The organism is Steroidobacter agaridevorans (genome assembly GCF_009932555.1).
Taxonomy (GTDB): domain Bacteria; phylum Pseudomonadota; class Gammaproteobacteria; order Steroidobacterales; family Steroidobacteraceae; genus Steroidobacter; species Steroidobacter agaridevorans.
In genome coordinates this window covers 145,922-165,230 of record NZ_BLJO01000011.1, presented here as the reverse complement: position 1 = coordinate 165,230, position 19,309 = coordinate 145,922, and the positions used below count along the sequence as shown (strand labels likewise).

The window sequence follows — 19,309 nt, the reverse complement described above, 5'->3', positions numbered from 1 at the left end:
TTCTCAGTTCGCGCGCCGCCGACTCAAAGCAGCAAACGCCGCCGCGATCACCGTAAACCACACCAGCGCGGCCCACCCGATGACGCCGTCGTAAGAGCCGACGAGCACTTCGAATTGCGAGTCCGGGTTCACGCGCGTGGCTTCACGAAGCACCGCGATGAACGCCACGCCAGCTGCGTGCAAGCCAATGCATCCCGCGATCGCCCCCGTGCGTAGCCGGACGAGAGCAAACAACACGCCCAACATCGCAAGCGCGACGAACGAATCCGCGAAGGTCAGCGGCTGCACGTAACGTTCGAACAGCTTGCTCAGCACTTCGAAGCCGTGCTCCCACGACACATCTTCCGGTGGCACTCGCAACTTGCCGCCGAGGAAGTGCAGCGAGGCGTACAGCAGGCTCGGTGCGATCACGGCGGCGGCCGCACCTGACGTTCGTGAGACAGCTGTAAACAGTACGCCGCGGAAGAATGTTTCTTCGATGAACGCGACCGTCACGCCCGTGAGCAGGCCGCCAGCGATGACGCCGAGCCACGCACCATCGAAGCCTGGCTTCACTTCCCGAATATCGAGTCCGAGCAACAGCGCCGTCAGCGGCAACATCAACCCGATGCCGCACACGAAGCCAATGCCCATCTGCCGCAGAAAATCACGGCGCGGCAAGCCGTAACCGAGCGACTCCTTATCTGTCAGTCCGAGCCGGCGCGTCAGTACCACCAGCCCGATCAGCGCCAACAGCATGGCGATTCGATGCATGACGCGGTGGACCGGTTCGATGGAAACGAGACTGACCAGCCACCAGGCCGGATAGGTGAAGACCGCGGCGACCAGCAGCGAGCCCGCGAGCAGCGCGACGAACAGGGCGAAGGCGCGCATCGGTCAGCAACCGCTCAACAACAGATCGCGCGTCGGAAGGCGCGTCATTTCTCGGTGAATCGCGAGGTAGACGGCGGATTTGCGCGGCCTCGGCGCACGTACACTGCCGTCGGCCTCGAGGTCGCGCGCCCCGAGGCGGAAAGAATTCTGATTCATCGAGTGCAACGCTTTTATGGAGAACAGCATCATGGATGACAACAAGGCTCTGAGCATCGTGTCCGCGCTGGCGAATGGCGTCAACCCGCAGACCGGTGAAATGTTCGAGATCGACTCGCCGTATCAGGCCGCGGACGTGATTCGCGCATTGTATGTCGCGGTCCGCGCCCTGGAGTTGAGCAACCGCTCCAAGGGGCGAGGCAACCGTGCGCGACTGCCGGCCAATGCCGGCAAGCCGTGGGCGGAACAGGAGGATCGTGACTTGCTGGAAAGATTCGACGCCGGGCAGTCGATTGCGCAGCTCGCCCAGGCGCATGACCGAACCATGGCCGGCATTCAGGCGCGGCTGGAACGGCATGGCCGGCAGGTGGGGCAAGGGCTGCAGTGGCGCGGGCGGGCGGGTAGTGCGCTGGCCTATCGTGCCGATCACGCTGAGTCGTGAGGCGGGAGCACACGCCAATCGCCGTGGCGACGTGTTGGACGTCGCCGCTTCAGCGTTCGCCTGCGCCGGCGGATCGAACCGGTGGGGCGGCGGCTGCGAGTGCGGCTGATTCAGCCGCCATGAGCCGGGCCACGATCTGGTCGGCATTGAAGTATTCGGCGCAGCGTGCGGCAAATGCTCCGGAGCGTTGGCGGTAATGATCCATGTGTAGCAGAACGTCGCCCAGCAATTCGCCGCTCTGGTCCATGTTGGCCGCGGTGAGGCCGACCGAGCCGGCTGGGAAATGTTCGCTGAACAAGCGGCATTCGACGCCGTCCACGGTAATCACTCCGTTGTCCCAGGCATTGCGCCACTGGAATCTCGCGCGGCGCGCGTTCTCGTGCAGATGGAACAGCGAATACACCGCCGAGGGATCGCTGCCGGGACCGAGGATCGCTGCGAATGTCGACAGTTGTTTACCCTGCGCATCCAATTGCTCCAGCTCGAGATGCGCATATGTGCCGTGCGTCGACGGCTTCAGCCACTGCAGGCGAAGTAACAATGAGCGAGCGTCGGCAACCAGATCGAACTCACAGGATGCGGGGACGTTTGTGAACGAAACCGGCGAGCCGTTGGCACTGGCGCCGGACTGCCAGACGAGCGAGTCACTGCCGATTTGTTTCAATGGCGTGCCGTGCGCGGCGATGTCACGCAGATGACGTTGGTTCTCTGTGTGAATCTGTTCCGAGAGCCAACAGCCGCCCGGCACGATCACCGGGACACCGGCGCTGAGCATCTCGAGCAACACGCCGCTGCAGCGGGAGTAGTAACGGGTGCTGTCATAGAGCAGCAGGCCGATATCGGAGCTGCGCACGAGTTCGGCGTAACGCTCCAGATCCAACGGGAAGGGCGCGTACACGATCGGCGGCGTGGCGCTGTGCGGGCCGAGATCGTTCACGGTCGAGTCGAGCGCGCGCATCAAGTCACGGCGGCGAGTTTGCATCACGAGTTGTGCGCGGCCCTTGCTCAAATATTCGTTCCACAATTTGCGGACCACGATGGGCAGCTCCCGGTAGCCCTTCTCGCGCCGGCTGTGCCCGAGGCAGGCGATGCGGACGCTGTCGTTCGACGACTTCGGCGGCGTTGGCAAAAGAAACAAGGGATGCACCGGATAGGGCAACGTATGGAACGGCGCCACGTCGAGATATTCGTACTGCGCGCTCAGCTCACGTGTCGTGCAATACAAATGAATGTGATGGTCGGGCGCCCGCGCCAGCGCATGCCGGAAGATTTCTCGCATGAACTCCCGGCGCGGGCGCTGCTCCGCGTAATCGGGATCGCGGCCTTCGAAGATGCCGAGGTGAAATTGCAGATGCCAGTGGACGCGCCGGTACTCCGCGGGCGCGTCCTCAAGAAACATCGTCAGGCCTTCCAGATCGATTTCCGACGCGGACGCGAAGAACACGTGGTCGCCTTCCTCGAGCGCCACCTTGCGCCACAGCGTGGCGCAATCCTCGGCGAAGCTTGCCGCGATCCGCTGGCGTTCGCGAGCGCGCCATTTGTTTCTTGTGCGCGACCACCAGCCGCCGAATGCGCCGTTGCCGGCGCCAGTCTCTATATAACGTTGGGAATAACTCTTGTTGCGAAAGATGGCGTGCGATTGCCAGCTCGGCGGCAACGCGGCGAGGTCGCGAAATTCTCGATGCATGGCCAGTACCGGCTGCAACCCGGCGCGTTCGGCCGCGGGCAACACACAGCTGGCATACGTGTAGTAATGCCCGCCAAGGTCCCTCATGGAATGGTCGACCAGAATGAATTTGCTTGTCATGTAACTGGCACGCTCACGGAGCCGTCCACCGGGCCGGGCAGTCGGGCCATGGCGCCCTTATCGCAGCGGATCGTACGCGCCGCCAGAGTTTCCTGCAGCAGCTTCTCCAGCGGCCTGGCAGGGGCGCGGTGCTGCAGGTCTGCGGGTCCACCCGCCGGAGTGTGCAACACCATGTCGCCGTCCACCAACACTATGTAGTCCATGCTCGCGATGGTGCGATTGCGTGAACGTGCCCGTCGAATCCTTCATCGTCCGGTCAGGCATGCAGTAGCAGTATGTCCGGGCGCCGATCCGCGTCGGCTGGGGCCGGTCAAGGGTCGTGATGAACAGGCTGGAGCGCATGAAACGGGATAATATTCCAAGTGCCGCAGCCTCGCGCCGGCGTTGAGGCTTTCGGTAGACTGACGGGCGCCGCCCGACATGCAGGAGTGAAATTTGTCCGTCTCGTATCTGTTCGCCCCCAAGGAACTGAGGCGACGCCGGCGTTGGCTGAATCGCTGGTGGCCCAGCGTTCGCCTGCGCCTGGATCCGTTGCAACAGCTCCGAGTGGACGGGCGCTACGTGCCGGTCAGCATCGCCAACTGGAAGCTCATTCCCAGCGTGGCCCGCAGTCTGCTCAGCACGCGCATCGCGCGGCCGCTTACGTTCGCCGAGGACCGTCGGCTCACCGTGGTCATACCTTATCGGGATCGCGAGCAGCATCTGCGCCAGCTGATGCCGGTGTTGCAGGAAAAGCTGCGCGAGCAGCGGCTCGATTATCGCATCCTGGTGGTGGAGCAGGAGAGCGGTTCGAAATTCAACCGCGGCCGGCTGCTGAACGCCGGCATCCATTACGCGGCGGACCTGACCGATTATTACTGTTTGCACGACGTCGACGCGGTCCCCATCGTCGCGAACTACGCCTGCCCGTCGCAGCCGTTGCGTCTGGTGAACAAGCTCATTGGCTTGCAGGGTAAGAGCCGGCACAATGATCATTATTTCTCCGGCGCCGTTTCGATCCGCAAGGACCAGGTGCAGGCCGCGAACGGCTTCTCCAACGAATACTGGGGCTGGGGCAAGGAAGACGACGATTTCTTTTTCCGCCTGCTGTTGACCGAATTGCTGTGCTACTACGATCTGGAAGGGACCTATCAGGATTTGCCCAATCCGCCCCATCAGCAGGTGCATCGCCGTTACCCGTGGACGCCGGCGCATGTCCGGCGCAACCGCCAGCGGCGCAGTCTGTTGCTGCGAGGCCTGGTGGATCCCGCCGACGACGGTCTGAACACCCTGCGCTATGAAGTCGTCGAGCGCGGCGGATCGGCCGAGTACGGTCCGGCATACGAAAAAATCCGCATCCGCTGGTAAGGATCGAAAGCTTTTGAATCGCACTTCGTTGCCCGCGTTCGCGGTGGGTCTCGCGTTGCTGGCGCCGCTGGCAAGCGCGCGTGGCGTCAGTCCCTATCTGCCCTTGAACCTGTCTCCGGAAATGGAGCGACAGATCGAGCGTGTGATGATTCTGGCCGATCGGCCCATCATGTCGCGGCCGATCGCCGCGGCCACCGTGCTGGACGCCCTGCCGCAGGCGTGTCGTGTCGATAAGGCTCTGTGTACACGGGTGCGCGCTTATCTGAATGGTTACATGCGCAAGCTCGGCGTCGATCACGCCAGCATCGAAGGCGCGGTCGCCGACGGTTCGACCACGCCCTTGCCGAATCGCTATGGCATGGCGAACGAAAGCGAGTTCCAGGTCTCGGCGAGCGCGCACTGGCAGCCGAGCAGCTACCTGATCGTCAGTCTGGGCGGCGTCGCCGACGACGAAGAGGCTGCGCCGGTCGGCTCGATGGTGAGTTTCGGCACCGAATATGCGCAGGTCGACGTGGGCTATCGACCGCGCTGGTATTCCCCTTTCACCGACAGCGCCATGTTGATCAGCACCGAAGCGCAGACGCTGCCTTCGATCACGCTGTCGAATTACAAACCGATGACCGGTCTCGGGCTCACCTACGAGCTGTTCATGGCGGAGATGGAATTTAGCGATCGAATCCAGTTCGGCGACAACTGCAATGTGGCTGCGCCGCCGCAGGAGGGAGAAACGTGCACCGAAGGCAAGCCGCGTCTCGGCGGCATGCGCATCGGCATCGCTCCCGTGCCGGGTTGGTCGGTCAGCGCCAATCGGTTGCTGCAATTCGGTGGCGGCGAACGGGAAAGCTCGTTCACGGATTTCCTGCGTGCGATGTGGCAGCCGCGGCAATATGACAACGTCGGCGAAGGCGTCACTCAGCAGACCCAGTTCGGCAACCAGGTGGCCTCGTTCACCACTCGTTTCATCTTTCCAGGCGCGACGCCTTTCTCCGCGTATCTGGAATACGCCGGCGAAGATACTTCCTTCTCTGGCAACTATCGGCTGGGCAATTCCGCGCTGTCCATCGGCCTGCACTTTCCGCGGCTGTGGAAACATTTCGACCTGACGGTCGAAGCGTCGGAGTGGCAGAACGCATGGTATGTGAGCAACGCGTACGGCGACGGTCTCACCGAGAACGGCCGTGTGCTCGGCCACTGGGGCGCCGATCAGCGTGTTTTCGGCGACGCGGTGGGGGCGCAGTCGTTCATGGCGCGCTTGGGATGGGAGCCCGGTTTCGGCGGCCTGATGCAACTGCGGGCGCGCACCGTCGAGAACGAATCCTATAGCGGCGTGGACTATGAGCGGGGCTACGATGTTTCCTTGAGTTACTCGCGCACGCTGATGGGAGTGACGGCCGGCGCCGAGATCACCGGCGGCCAGGATGCGTTCGGCGATAGTTTCAGCCGCATTGCCGGCTTCGTCCGTTTCGGCGATGAGTGGGATTCGGGCGGCGCCAGCGGCGACTGGGGCAGCGAGGTCCGCAGGCCGAACGGCGCGCAGCTGTTCGTCGATGCCGGCGTCGCGGCGTCGAAAGTCAGGATCAATCTCGGCGATGGCAGCCCCAATGAGACGACCTCGATGGAGCTGACTCCGCACATCGGCATCGGCGCGCGGCGCGCGGTGTCGTCGCGAAGCGATCTGGGTGTGCGCATGGAATTCGATCGCATCGACGATCACATGTTCCTGGCGGTGCGCGCGCTCGATTACCGGTATCGCACCAGGGGGCCGCTCGCGTTCTCGGGATTCCTCGGCGCGGCGCGCTATGACCTGGCGACGCCGGCCTACGGTTATTACCTCGGCGCGGGTGTGCAGTGGCAGAACCTTCTGCCGAACGTGGATGTGGGGTTGGATCTGCGTTACGCCGACAAGGTCGCACGTGACAAGTTGCTGCCCACCGATCCGGGCTCCACGCCGCGGCCGGACAGCTTCTACGACATCACGAGCTATACGCTATCGGCCAGCTATCGCTTCTGACGCGTCAGAGGTAGCGCGCGCACAGTTGTTCGAACAGCGAGTCGGCCGGAAACTGCCCATTCTTGTCGAAGCCCCGGCTGCGGCGCGCCATCTCGTTCCACAGATGCAACCCATAGCCGCCTGCGACGAGGCCGGGATTGTCGCGCAGGCTCGAGTCGAACACGGTGTGCCAGTTCGTGTAGCCGATGGCATAGAAATACCAGAACGGCATGGCCGCGCCCGTGCAATGCAAGTGTCGCGCAGCTTCGGTGAGTCCGTCTGGCCCCGTTTCACCCCAGGTCATGCGACTGCGGCTGTTCGGCAGCCACCGGCGCAGCAGCTTGCGTCGGCGCATCTTCATCGAGTCATAGGGCAGCGTGCGATTCGGCCGCTCGCAAACATCGTTCATCCATTGCGCGAGCCGATGTCCTTTCGGTAGCCCGAGCACGGCGTTGTTGATGGCGCGCTCGTCCTGCCAGCCGTAGATTTCCGTGGTCGGGAAGTCGAACGGCTTCAAGCACACCACGTCGCTGTCGACCCAAAGGCCGCCGTGCTCCAGCAGCAGCCGATAACGGAAGCAGTCGGCGAACATCGCGAACGAGCCGGTCTTGGCGTGTTTGAACAATCGGTCGCGCGGCAGGATCTTGCTCGCATCGGCCAGCGTCACGCCGCTCGGAACGTTTGCGGGAGGCTCGTAAACATGCAGCGACACCCGATGGCCGTTCGCGACGAACGAGCGCATGCACAGTTGCTCGAGCCGCGATAACGGCGGCCCGTGCCAGAACATGTGAACCTCCGGCAGCAGGCGGCTCACAGCGTCGCGAACACTTTCTTCGCTGCCGCAATCGTAGCGTCGATGTCAGCTGGCGTGTGCGCTGCCGAGACGAAGCCCGCTTCGAATGCCGACGGCGCCAGATAGACGCCTTCATCCAGCATGCCGTGGAAGAAACGCTTGAAGCGCTCCACGTCGCACGCCATCACTTCGCGGAAATACCGCACCGGCGTCTTGTCGGTGAAGAACAAGCCGAACATGCCGCATGCATGGTTGGTCGAGAGCGGAATGTTCGCCAGCTTCGCGGCGTGCTGCAGACCTTCCATCAACTGCGTGGTGCGCGCGGCGATCTGTTCGTAGAACTGCGGCTGATCGAGCAGCTCCAGTGTCGCAAGGCCCGCGGCCATCGCGACCGGATTGCCCGAGAGCGTGCCGGCTTGATACACCGGCCCGAGCGGCGCGATCTTTTCCATGATGTCGCGGCGTCCGCCGAACGCGCCGACCGGCATGCCGCCGCCGACGATCTTGCCGAGCGTCGTCAGGTCCGGACGGATGTTATAAAGCGCCTGAGCGCCGCCGCGCGCGACGCGGAAGCCGGTCATCACTTCGTCGAAGATCAACACGCTGCCGTGCTGATCGCATACCGCGCGCAATGCTTCCAGAAAGCCGGGCACTGGCGGCACGCAATTCATATTGCCGGCGATGGGCTCGACGATGATGCAGGCGATCTCGTTGCCGCTGTCGTTGAACAGCTGCTGCACCTGAGCGATATCGTTGTAGTTGAGCGTGATGGTCTGCGCCGCGAATTCCTTCGGCACGCCCGGCGACGTCGGCACGCCGAAGGTGAGGGCGCCCGAGCCCGCTTTCACCAGCAACGAGTCGGAATGGCCGTGATAGCAGCCTTCGAATTTCACGATCTTGTCGCGGCCGGTGAAGCCGCGCGCCAGGCGGATCGCGCTCATGGTCGCTTCGGTGCCGGAGCTCACCATGCGCACCAGCTCGATCGACGGCATGATCTCGCAGATCTTCCGGGCGACCTGGGTCTCGATCCGCGTCGGGGCGCCGAACGACAGGCCCAGCGCGGCGCGCTCCTGCACGGCGCGGATCACGTCGGGATGCGCGTGGCCCAGGATCATCGGGCCCCAGGAGCCGACGTAGTCGATGTAACCTCGGTCGTTCTGATCGAACACCCGCGAGCCGGCGGCGCGCTCGATGAAAACAGGCTCGCCGCCGACGCCGCGGAACGCACGGACGGGAGAGTTCACGCCGCCGGGAATGTAGCGGCTGGCATCGGAAAATAACGACACGGGAGAGCTCCGGATGATCTCGGACGCGCAAGTGTATCACCCAGCGCCGGCGCGACGGCCCGAGCGGCCTCCCATCGCCGGCTGCAGTTCCCTATAATCCGGCCCCTTGTCTCACCTAGGTTCGGTCGGCGCTGCGAAATGAAAGCCTACATGTGCGTGATCTGCGGTTACGTCTACGAAGAAGAAAAAGGCGATCCCGCATCCGGCATCGCGGCCGGCACGCGCTGGGACGATGTGCCGCTGTCGTGGCGCTGCCCGGACTGCGGCGCCGGCAAGGAAGACTTCGAGATGGTGGAAGTCTGATAGAAATGTCGGGTACATGGATGTACCCCGCCGCCACAGGCGGCGAGCGAGCGGCAAAAGTCACGCCTTTTGCCGACTCGCACGAGGGTCGTGGCAGGATGCCCGATCCCTCGTCAATGTTGAGTGACTTTGTGTCCCTTGTTTTCCAGTAGATCGATCAGGCTGTCCTTGCCCACCAGGTGCAGCGTCCCGACGATCACCAGATAATCGTCGCGATCGTCGAGCAGTCGCTCCACCTGGCCCAGCCAGCGGCGGTTGCGGTCGGTGGTCAGCGGCCGGTACAGATCGGGATATTGCTCGAACCCTTCGGCCAGCAACTCGGCCAGCGCCTTGCTGTCGCCACGGCGCCAGGCTGACAGCAGCTCGTCGATCTCCTCCGCAATCCGATCCGTGTCCTCGATGCTGTAGAGCAGGAACTCACGTTGCTGGCGCTCCGGCAATCCGGCCAGCATGCCCAACTGCTCGCGCAATGTTTCCAGGCCGTGGATGGGCTTTTTGTCCGCAACCGCGCGCGTCGTGAAGCGCTGCTCGATGCCCGACGTCGGCGCGAGCCCCATCTTCACCAGCTGCAGCTGGACCAGGGTCATGGCCGCGAACCAGGGCTTGAAGCGATTGAGCAGCAGCGGATCGATGCCGACTTCCTGCGCGCGCGTGCTCAGTTTGGAGTAGGTGGGCTTGCCGAGCTGTTGTTCGAGCGATTCGCCGGCGGGCAGCATGCCCAGCTCGAGCGTGACCTGCTGGGTCTCGGCCGGATCGAGATCGTCCATGTCGATCTCCATCAGCAGCACTTCGGCGTCTTTATAGGCTTGGTCGAGCGCCGCCGGCAGCTGTTCGGACTCGTTGAGGAAATGCACCGAGCCGAGCAGATAAACGGTATTGGTCTTGCCCTGGAGCGACCACAGGCTGTGGTGCTGTTCGGCGGCGCAGGCACCCGCGCTGAGCCAGAGCGCGCACAGCGCCATGAGTATTTTCTTCATTCCTTGTCCCCAGCGGCTCGAGCCGTCGCGGGCAAGACTACCGCACCTCAGGCGACGCTGCTTTGAGCGTAGGCTTCCAGCCAGCAGACTTCGGTCGCGATCGAGCCATCGGGCATCAGCTCCAGCACGCGGTAACCGGGCGGGCGGTCGTCGATGGCGAAATCGACGCTGCCTGGCACGAACTGCGCGCAGGTGGCCGGCGTCGCCATGAAGCGCACGCCATGAATGAAGCTGTCCAAGGACTGATGTACGTGGCCCCAGAGCACGCCGCGCACGTTCGAGTGCTCGCGCACGATGGTCATGAGCTCATCGGCGTCATACAGGCCGACCTGATCCAGCCACTGGCTGCGGATCGAGATCGGGTGATGATGCAGGCACACCAGCACGTGATGATTGCGATGGGTGCGCAGCACCTCGCGCAGATAGTCCAGCTGCTCGGCGCCGACGCGTCCGCCGGCGTCGTTGGCCACCCAGGAATCCAGCATGACCACCAGCCAGCGGCCGAATTCGGTGTGACCGCCGACTTTGAACGGCCCGCCGCGCAAGGCCGCGCGCATGTGATCGGGAAGATCGTGGTTGCCCGCGAGGCATAGCACCGGCACCCGCGAGCCGCCGAACACGTGGCGCACCCAGCGATAGCCTTCTGGGTCGTCCTGCACCAAGTCGCCTGTCAGCAACACGCCGTCAGCCCGATGGCTGCGACGCTGGGCATCGGCGACCGCGGCCTGCAGTGCCGGCAAGCACGCAACGCCACGCAGGCGCCCGCCCGCTTCACCGAACAGGTGCAGATCGCTGAACTGAATGAGGCGGACCGATTGCATCGTTACTGTCTTCGAATCTTGACCCTGGGGCGCGCGACATAATGGGGCAAAATAGCCACAATCATCGTAGCAACGAGGGCGGGGCGAAAAGGTGACCAGTGTCTAATCGCATGGCTCGCAGGCGTTGCGAGCGCGAGTTTTGCGCTTCGTCTCACAAACTCCAGGTGTCGCAACGGAACGACCCATAGCGCAACAACGTGCCGTCGCGGTTCCGGTTCCGACTGGCGAAGCGGCGTTTCGTTCCCTGACCGTCCCCAGCCTGCATTGCCCCACCTCGCCTAGTAGTCCAAAATGCGCGGCCTTCCGCGGCGCGCGCGATCACGCTTCGGCCAGCCATTCCACGCACTTTTCGAGATATTTTCTGATGCAGACATCGCACCGCCGGCAGCTTGCCAACGCCATCCGTGCCCTGGCGATGGACGCCGTGCAGAAGGCCAACTCCGGCCATCCGGGCATGCCCATGGGCATGGCCGACATCGCCGAAGTCTTGTGGAACGATCACCTCAAGCACAATCCCGGTAATCCGCTGTGGTCGGACCGCGATCGGTTCGTGGTTTCGAACGGCCACGGCTCGATGCTGCTGTACTCGCTGCTGCACCTGACCGGTTATCCGCTGAAGATCGAAGATCTGCAGAAATTCCGGCAGCTCGGCTCGCACACCGCCGGCCATCCCGAGCACGATTCGCACCTCGGCATCGAGACCACGACCGGTCCGCTCGGCCAGGGCCTGGCCAACGCCGTCGGCATGGCGCTCGCGGAAAAGCATCTCGCCAGCGAGTTCAATCGCCCGGGGCACGACATCGTCGACCATCGCACCTGGGTGTTCCTCGGCGACGGCTGCCTCATGGAAGGTGTGTCGCACGAGGCCTGCTCGCTCGCCGGCACGCTTGGGCTCGGCAAGCTGATCGCGTTCTACGACGACAACGGCATCTCCATCGACGGCGAAGTCCACGGCTGGTTCACCGATGACACGCCGAAGCGCTTCGAGGCGTACGGCTGGCACGTGGTGCCGAATGTCGACGGCCACGATCCGGCGGCCATCGAGAAGGCGATCGCCGAATCGGTCGCGCAAGCGGACAAGCCTTCGCTGATCTGCTGCAAGACCATCATCGGCTGGGGCTCGCCGAACAAGCAGGGCACCGAAGCCACGCACGGCGCGGCGCTCGGCGCCGACGAAGTCGCGGCCACGCGCAAGAACCTCGGGTGGGAGTACGAGCCGTTCGTCATCCCCGAGGAAATTCGCAAAGGTTGGGATGCGAAAGCGCAAGGCGCGAAGCGCGAAGGCGAGTGGCAACAGCGCTTCAACTCATACAAGTCGAAGTTCCCGGAGCTCGCCGCCGAATACGAGCGTCGTTATGCGGGCGAGCTGCCGTCGTCGTGGCGCGATGTGGTCACTAAGTACGTCGCCGACGTTGCCAAGGAGAGCAAGCCGCTGGCGACTCGCCAGAGCTCGCAAGCCTCGTTGAACGCTTACGGCCCGGGCTTGCCGGAATTGCTGGGCGGTTCGGCCGATCTCACCGGCTCGAACAACACCAATCGCAAGGACTCGCGCTCCATCACCGGCACGGACGCTTCCGGCAACTACATTCATTACGGCGTGCGCGAGTTCGGCATGTCCGCGATCATGAATGGCATGGCCTTGCACGGCGGCCTGATTCCTTACGGCGGCACCTTCCTGGTGTTCTCCGATTACGCGCGCAACGCCATGCGCATGTCGGCGCTGATGAAACAGCGGGTCATCTACGTCATGACCCACGACTCCATCGGCCTGGGCGAGGACGGCCCGACGCATCAGCCGGTGGAACATCTGCCGAGCCTGCGCATCATCCCGAACATGACGGTCTGGCGTCCTTGCGACAGCACCGAGACCGCCCTCGCCTGGGCGGATTCGATCGAGCGGCGCAACGGCCCGTCGACGCTGGCGCTCACCCGTCAGGCGCTGCCGCCCCAGTCTCGCACCGACCAGCAGATCGCGAACATCCGCCGCGGCGGTTACGTGCTGAAGGATTCGGAGGGCACGCCCGAAGTGATCCTGATCGCGACCGGCTCGGAAGTCGCCGTCGCGGTCGAAGCGGCCGGCCTGTTGCAACAGAACGGCAAGCGAGTGCGCGTAGTCTCCATGCCGAGCACGAATGTGTTCGATGCGCAGGACGAGGCGTATCGCGAACAGGTACTGCCGCGCGGTGTCGAAGTCCGCGTTGCTATCGAAGCTGCCGCGACGGATACGTGGTACCGCTACGTCGGTATGCGCGGCGCCATCATCGGCATGACCACGTTCGGCGCGTCCGGTGTGGCCAAGGATTTGTTCAAGCACTTCGGCTTCACGGCGGACAATGTTGTCCGCACCGTGCAGAAGCTGCTGCAGTGATTCTAACGAGGTAAACAGAATGCCCATCAAAGTTGGTATCAATGGCTACGGCCGCATCGGCCGCAACATCCTGCGCGCGCTGTACGAAGCGAATCGTCAAAAAGAGATTCAGATCGTCGCGCTCAACGACCTCGGCGACGCGCAGACCAACGCGCATCTCACGCGCTACGACACGGTGCACGGCAAGTTCAACGGCGACGTGAAAGTCGACGGCGACTCGCTGGTCATCAACGGCGACCGCATCAAAGTGCTCGCCGAGCGCGATCCGGCCAAGCTGCCCTGGGGCCAGCTCGGCGTCGATTACGTGTTCGAATGCACCGGCCTGTTCACCAGCAAGGCGAAGGCGGGCCTGCACATCCAGGGCGGCGCGAAGAAGGTCGTGATCTCGGCGCCCGGCGAGAAGGACGTCGATGCCACCGTCGTCTACGGCGTGAACCACAACACGCTGAAGGCCAGCCACACCGTGATCTCCAACGCGTCGTGCACGACCAACTGCCTGGCGCCGCTCGCCAAGGTGCTGCACGAAAAGATCGGCATCGTCTCCGGCGTGATGAACACGATCCACTCTTACACCAACGACCAGGTGCTCACCGACGTGTTCCACAAGGACCTGCGCCGCGCGCGCTCGGCCACTCAGTCGATGATTCCGACCAAGACGGGCGCGGCTGCCGCGGTCGGCCTGGTGTTGCCGGAACTGAACGGCAAGCTCGATGGCTTCTCGGTGCGCGTGCCGACCATCAACGTGTCGCTGGTCGATCTGAGCTTCGTCGCCAAGCGCGCGACGTCGATCGAAGAGATCAACAGCGTGATGAAGGAAGCCGCCAACGGCGCGTTCAAGGGCATCCTGGCCTATACCGACGGCCCGCTGGTGTCGGTGGACTTCAACCACGATCCACATTCCTCGTCCTACGACGCCACCATGACCAAGGTCATCGACGGCACGCTGGTGAAGGTCTGCGCGTGGTACGACAACGAGTGGGGCTTCTCGAACCGTATGCTCGACACCACGGTGGCCTGGTCGAAGGCGGGCTGATCATGGCTGTCCTGCGGATGGTCGATTTAGACCTGCGCGACAAGCGCGTGCTGATCCGTGAGGATCTGAACGTGCCGGTGCAGGGTGGAGTTGTGACCAGCGACGCGCGTATCCGCGCGTCGCTGCCGACGATCCAGGCGGCGAAGGAAAAGGGCGCGCGCGTCCTCGTCATGTCGCACCTGGGACGCCCGGAAGAGGGCGTGTACGACGAAGAGTTTTCGCTCGCGCCGGTCGCGCAGCGCTTGTCCGAGCTGCTGGGCTTCAAAGTGCGCTTCGAGAAGCACTGGCTGGATGGCGTGGAATGCGCGCCGGGCGAAGTGGTGCTGCTCGAGAACGTGCGCTTCAACAAGGGCGAGAAGAAGGACAAGGAAGATCTCGCCAGGAAGATGGCGGAGCTGTGCGACGTGTTCGTGATGGACGCGTTCGGCACGGCGCATCGCGCCGAAGCCAGCACGCACGGCGTGGCGAAGTTCGCCAAGATCGCCTGCGCCGGCCCGTTGTTGATGAACGAGCTGGTGGCGCTCGAGACCGCGCTGGAAAAACCCAAGCGGCCGTTGATCGCCATCGTCGCGGGCTCCAAGGTCTCGACCAAGCTCACGGTGCTGGAGAGCCTGCTGTCCAAGGTGGACACGCTGATCGTCGGCGGCGGCATCGCCAACACGTTCCTCGCCGCGCAGGGCTTGCCGGTCGGCAAGTCGCTGCACGAGGCGGAGATGATCGACATCGCCAAGAGCCTGCTGAAGCGCTCGGCCGAGTTGAAGGTGAACATTCCGCTGCCCACGGATGTGGTGGTGGCCACCGAGTTCTCGGCCAAGGCGGAAGCGGACGTGAAGCCGGTGAACAAAGTGGAAGCCGACGAGATGATCCTGGACATCGGTCCGGACACGGCGGAAAAGTTTGCACGCACGTTCGCGAGCGCCGGCACCATCGTCTGGAACGGGCCGGTCGGCGTGTTCGAGTTCGATCAGTTCGGCGAAGGCACGCGGACATTAGCGCAAGCGATAGCCAAATCATCGGCTTTCTCCATCGCCGGAGGGGGCGATACTCTAGCGGCCATCGAGAAATATCGTGTAGAAGACGACATTTCCTATATCTCGACCGGCGGCGGTGCGTTCCTGGAATTCCTGGAAGGCAAAAAGCTGCCAGCGGTTGCGGTTCTGGAAGAACGTAGTCGCACTTAACACGAGGTTTCCATGCTCCGTCGCACCAAGATCCTGACCACCCTCGGGCCGGCCACCGACAACCCAAAGGTGCTTGGTGAGATGCTGCGGGCCGGCGCCGACGTCGTGCGAGTGAACTTCTCGCACGGCGAGGCGGCGGCCCATGCCAATCGCGTCAAGATGGTGCGCGAAGTGGCGGAGCAGGTCGGCAAGTGGGTCGCCGTGCTCGGCGACCTGCAGGGCCCGAAGATCCGTATCGATCGCTTCGTCGAAGGCAAAGTGTTCTTGAACGAGGGCGAGCCGTTCGTCCTCGACGTGTCGCTGGACTCCTCGGCGGGCACAGCTCAGACCGTCGGTGTGGCTTATAAGAACTTGCCCAGAGACGTCCGCGCGGGCGACACGCTGTTGTTGAACGACGGCCTGATCGTCCTGGAAGTGAACGATGTCGACGGTCCGCGCATCAAGACGAAAGTCGTGGTGGGCGGTGAGCTGTCGAACAACAAGGGCATCAACAAGCAGGGCGGCGGCCTGTCGGCGGGCGCGCTGACGGACAAGGACCGCGAGCACATCAAGCTCGCGGCCGAGCTGGGCGTCGACTATCTCGCCGTTTCGTTTGCTCGCGACGGTCACGATATGGAGGAAGCGCGCCAGCTGTTGCGCGCGGCGGGTGGCCATGGGCACCTGGTCGCGAAGATCGAGCGCAGCGAAGCGCTGGTGAACCTCGATCGCATCATTCAAGCCAGCGACGCCGTCATGGTGGCGCGTGGCGACCTCGGCGTCGAAGTCGGTTACGCCGAGCTGACGGGTCTGCAAAAGCACATCATCTCCGCGTGCCGTAAGCGCAATCGTGTCGCCATCACGGCGACGCAGATGATGGAATCGATGATTCACAACCCGGTGCCGACGCGCGCCGAAGTTTCGGATATCGCCAATGCCGTGATGGACGGCACCGACGCGGTGATGCTCTCGGGCGAGAGCGCCGTCGGTAAGTATCCGGTCAAAGCCGTGGCGACGATGGCTCAGGTCATCCTCGGTGCGGAGAAGTACGAAAGCTCGCATACGCCGGTGCGTGCGCGCAGCGAGCACGGCATTTTCGAGAAGACCGACGAAGCCATCGCCATGGCGGTGATGTACACGGCCAATCATCTGAAGGTGAAGGCCATCGTGGCGTTGACCGAGTCGGGCTCGACGCCGCTGTGGATGTCGCGTATTCGCGCCGACATTCCGATCTATGCGTTCACCCGGCACGAAGAGACGCGTCGTCGCGTGATGTTGTATCGCGGTGTGTATCCGGTGACGTTCGATATCACTCACGCCAACGCACAGCTGTTGTACGCGGACATTTTCAAGCTCATGCTCAAGCAGGGCATGGTGGAGATGGGCGATCGCATCATCCTCACCAAGGGTGAGCTGTCCGGCGTTTCGGGCAAGACCAATGCCATGAAGATTCTCGAGGTGCGCGTTTAAACGCCATTCAAGATGCGTTTGCTTCGGCCGCTGCGCGTTGTTGGCCTTGCCTTACTGATCGTTCTCGTCGTCGGCGGGCTGATCGGATACTGGGCACTCCGCGCCAGCCTGCCGAAGCTCGATGGCAATATTTCCGACGCTCGCATCTCGGCGCCGGCCGCCATAGAGCGTGACGCCGAGGGCACGCCGGTGCTGCGTGCCCGCACTCGCGCCGACCTCGCATTCGCCACTGGCTTCGCGCACGCACAGGACCGCTATTTCCAGATGGACCTGATGCGGCGCGCGGCCGCCGGCGAGTTGGCCGAGTTGCTCGGCGCATCCGTGCTCGACACCGACCGCAAGTTGCGTGTGCATGGCTTCCGTCGGGTCGCTCGCGAAGTCGTCGCCGCTGCGACAGCCAGCGATGTTGCCCTGCTGGATGCCTATTCGGCGGGCGTGAACTTCGCGCTGTCGCAAGCAGCGGCCAAGCCTTGGGAATATTTGCTGTTGGGCGCGGAGCCCGCGCCCTGGCTACCCGAAGATTCGGTGCTGGCCGCGTTCTCCATGTATCTCAATTTGAACGATTCGAGCGGCAGCGAAGAAGTGACGCGCCTGCAGCTGCGGGATGCATTGCCGCCGGCGATGTTTGCGTTCATCGCGCCGCTGGGCACCGAATGGGACGCGCCCATTGCCGGCGGCACGATTCGCTCCGCGACGATTCCGGGGCCGGATGTGTTCGATCTGCGTGAGGGTGCTTCACGAGCCGCGGCCCTGTCGGCGCCTCGCACGGCCGGTACGATGGAAGAAAAGGTGTACGTCGGCAGCAACAGCTGGGCGGTCGCCGGCAGTCACACTGCCGATAAGGGCGCTTTGCTAGCCAACGATATGCACCTCGGCCTGCGCCTGCCGCATGTTTGGTATCGCGCGCGCATGATCGTCGATGCCGAAGGCGATGCGCGTCGCGATCTGGTCGGCGTCACGCTGCCTGGATTGCCCGTGCTGATCGTTGGCAGCAACGGTCGTGTGGCCTGGGGGTTCACCAACAGCTTCGGCGACTGGACCGACCTGGTCATCGTCGAGCGCGATCCGCAGGACGCCGCGCGCTATCTCACACCCGAAGGCTCCGAGCCGTTCGTCGTGCACGAGGAAGTGCTCAAGGTCAAAGACGGCGAGGACGAGAAGCTCACCGTGATTGGCACGCGTTGGGGCCCGGTGGTGCGCGAGGACACCTCGAATCGGCCGCTCGCGCTGGCCTGGACCGCGCACCATGCGCGAGCAACCAATTTCCGAATGCTCGATCTGGAGCGCGTCGACAGTGTCGAGCAGGCGTTGCTGGTGGCGAATCGTTCGGGCGTGCCGGTGCAGAACTTCGTGGCGGTCGATGCGAATGGCCGCATCGGCTGGACGCTGATGGGACAGGTGCCGGTGCGTGGCAACTACGACTCGACCATGCCTTATCTATGGAACACGCCGGAAGCGGGTTGGAACGGCTGGCGCAAGCCGGAGGAATATCCGCGCATCGTCGATCCTACGGCCGGCCGATTGTGGACGGCGAATGCGCGCACGGTCGATGTCGAAACGTGGTTGTCCTTCATGGGCGATGGCATGTACGACAACGGCGCGCGTGCCGCGCAGATCCGTGACGATCTGTTGGCGCTCGAGAATGCGACGCCGGCGGACATGGTCAACATTCAGTTGGACGACCGCGCTTTGTTTCTGGTTCGCTGGCGCGATTTCCTGCTCGAGCTGCTCGATGAGGATGCCGTGCAAGGCCAGCCGCTGCGGGCCGAGGCCAGAAAATTCCTGGAAGACTGGTCGGCGCGAGCGGCGGCCGAGGACGTCGGTTATCGACTGGTGCGAGCGATGCGCCTGCAGATACGTCAGAGCGTTTTCGAATCGCTGACCGCCGCGGCCCGTCTCAAATATCCGGATAGCAAATTCTCGCCGTCGGCGCAGTTCGAAGGTCCGCTGTGGCAATTGGTCACGCGACAGCCGGCGCATATGCTGGATCCGCGTTATCCGAGTTGGGATGCAGCGTTGCTGGCGTCGGTCGATGCGGCGCTGAAGGAACTGGTGCAGGAGTGTGGCTCGCTGAGCCAGTGCACCTGGGGCGCGCAGAACACACTCGCTATGAGACATCCACTGTCGCAAGTCATGCCGGCGTTCGTGGGGAACTGGCTCGACATGCCGGCGCAGCCGCTGTCGGGCGATTCGTTCATGCCGCGCGTTCAGGGGCCTTCGTTCGGTGCGTCCGAGCGCATGGTGGTGTCGCCAGGACGGGAAGCGCAGGGATATTTCCAGATGCCCGGTGGGCCGGTCGACCACCCGATGTCGCCGTTCTACGGAGCGGGCCATAAAGCCTGGGCCCGCGGCGAGCCCCGGCCGCTGCTGCCGGGCGAGCCGAAATACATCCTCAAATTGTCGCCTGCGGCCAACTGAAGCCCCGGAAGTCATTTAGCAGCGCCGGCCGCCGGTGGTATGGTGTTGCGTCTCGCTGGACTTCCGCT

General features: G+C 63.6%; 16 protein-coding genes. 9 read left to right on the top strand and 7 right to left on the bottom strand.

All coding sequences use genetic code 11. The features are described 5' to 3' along the window. Positions 1-3: 3 nt before the first annotated feature. Complete coding sequence (locus GYH35_RS32090; RefSeq protein WP_161815618.1) at positions 4-873, bottom strand: CPBP family intramembrane glutamic endopeptidase; 870 nt, start codon at positions 871-873, stop codon at positions 4-6. Between the two features lie 187 nt (positions 874-1,060). Between GYH35_RS32090 and GYH35_RS32085 the strand changes: the two genes are divergently transcribed. Beyond that, a complete protein-coding gene (locus tag GYH35_RS32085; protein WP_161815617.1) occupies positions 1,061-1,471 on the top strand; it encodes a hypothetical protein in 411 nt (136 codons plus the stop codon). 49 nt (positions 1,472-1,520) lie between these two features. Here GYH35_RS32085 and GYH35_RS32080 read toward each other — a convergent pair whose 3' ends face one another. Both GYH35_RS32080 and GYH35_RS32075 read right to left on the bottom strand, forming a co-directional pair. After that, positions 1,521-3,278: a glycosyltransferase family protein gene (locus GYH35_RS32080; protein WP_161815616.1), complete on the bottom strand. Its 1,758-nt coding sequence runs from the start codon at positions 3,276-3,278 to the stop codon at positions 1,521-1,523. Beyond that, complete coding sequence (locus GYH35_RS32075; protein ID WP_161815615.1) at positions 3,275-3,481, bottom strand: hypothetical protein; 207 nt, start codon at positions 3,479-3,481, stop codon at positions 3,275-3,277. Before GYH35_RS32075 ends, GYH35_RS32080 begins: the two co-directional genes overlap by 4 nt. A gap of 232 nt (positions 3,482-3,713) precedes the next feature. Here GYH35_RS32075 and GYH35_RS32070 point away from each other — a divergent pair, with 232 nt between their 5' ends. Both GYH35_RS32070 and GYH35_RS32065 read left to right on the top strand, forming a co-directional pair. Next, a complete protein-coding gene (locus GYH35_RS32070; protein ID WP_161815614.1) occupies positions 3,714-4,625 on the top strand; it encodes a galactosyltransferase-related protein in 912 nt (303 codons plus the stop codon). Positions 4,626-4,638: 13 nt separating this feature from the next. Further along, complete coding sequence (locus tag GYH35_RS32065) at positions 4,639-6,636, top strand: capsule assembly Wzi family protein (protein WP_161830498.1); 1,998 nt, start codon at positions 4,639-4,641, stop codon at positions 6,634-6,636. A 4-nt stretch (positions 6,637-6,640) separates the two neighbouring features. On the opposite strand, the gene GYH35_RS32060 is transcribed toward GYH35_RS32065, so the two are convergent. After that, the gene (locus tag GYH35_RS32060; protein ID WP_161830497.1) at positions 6,641-7,402 is read right to left on the bottom strand and encodes a glycosyltransferase; all 762 of its coding nucleotides are present in this window, start codon (positions 7,400-7,402) and stop codon (positions 6,641-6,643) included. Between the two features lie 23 nt (positions 7,403-7,425). Then, entirely contained in the window at positions 7,426-8,694 is a 1,269-nt protein-coding gene (gene hemL / locus GYH35_RS32055; RefSeq protein ID WP_202624923.1) for a glutamate-1-semialdehyde 2,1-aminomutase, read from the bottom strand. A 138-nt stretch (positions 8,695-8,832) separates the two neighbouring features. Here hemL and GYH35_RS32050 point away from each other — a divergent pair, with 138 nt between their 5' ends. Further along, complete coding sequence (locus tag GYH35_RS32050; protein ID WP_116810406.1) at positions 8,833-8,997, top strand: rubredoxin; 165 nt, start codon at positions 8,833-8,835, stop codon at positions 8,995-8,997. Positions 8,998-9,110: 113 nt separating this feature from the next. Here GYH35_RS32050 and GYH35_RS32045 read toward each other — a convergent pair whose 3' ends face one another. Beyond that, positions 9,111-9,974 (bottom strand): TraB/GumN family protein, encoded by an 864-nt coding sequence (locus GYH35_RS32045; RefSeq protein ID WP_161815611.1) that lies wholly within the window; start codon positions 9,972-9,974, stop codon positions 9,111-9,113. 47 nt (positions 9,975-10,021) lie between these two features. Continuing rightward, on the bottom strand, positions 10,022-10,795 hold the full coding sequence (locus GYH35_RS32040; protein ID WP_161815610.1) for a metallophosphoesterase: 774 nt from the start codon (positions 10,793-10,795) through the stop codon (positions 10,022-10,024). 364 nt (positions 10,796-11,159) lie between these two features. Between GYH35_RS32040 and tkt the strand changes: the two genes are divergently transcribed. The 5 genes from tkt to GYH35_RS32015 are packed head-to-tail and all read left to right on the top strand — an operon-like array spanning position 11,160 to position 19,241. After that, positions 11,160-13,163: a transketolase gene (tkt, locus tag GYH35_RS32035; RefSeq protein ID WP_161830496.1), complete on the top strand. Its 2,004-nt coding sequence runs from the start codon at positions 11,160-11,162 to the stop codon at positions 13,161-13,163. A gap of 19 nt (positions 13,164-13,182) precedes the next feature. Continuing rightward, positions 13,183-14,196 carry a type I glyceraldehyde-3-phosphate dehydrogenase gene (gap, locus tag GYH35_RS32030; RefSeq protein ID WP_161815608.1) on the top strand — a complete coding sequence of 338 codons (1,014 nt, stop codon included), beginning with the start codon at positions 13,183-13,185 and terminating at the stop codon, positions 14,194-14,196. Between the two features lie 2 nt (positions 14,197-14,198). Continuing rightward, entirely contained in the window at positions 14,199-15,377 is a 1,179-nt protein-coding gene (locus GYH35_RS32025) for a phosphoglycerate kinase (RefSeq protein WP_161815607.1), read from the top strand. A gap of 12 nt (positions 15,378-15,389) precedes the next feature. Then, positions 15,390-16,823 carry a pyruvate kinase gene (pyk, locus tag GYH35_RS32020; RefSeq protein WP_161815606.1) on the top strand — a complete coding sequence of 478 codons (1,434 nt, stop codon included), beginning with the start codon at positions 15,390-15,392 and terminating at the stop codon, positions 16,821-16,823. A 12-nt stretch (positions 16,824-16,835) separates the two neighbouring features. After that, positions 16,836-19,241: a penicillin acylase family protein gene (locus GYH35_RS32015; protein ID WP_161830495.1), complete on the top strand. Its 2,406-nt coding sequence runs from the start codon at positions 16,836-16,838 to the stop codon at positions 19,239-19,241. The last annotated feature ends 68 nt before the right edge of the window (positions 19,242-19,309 follow it).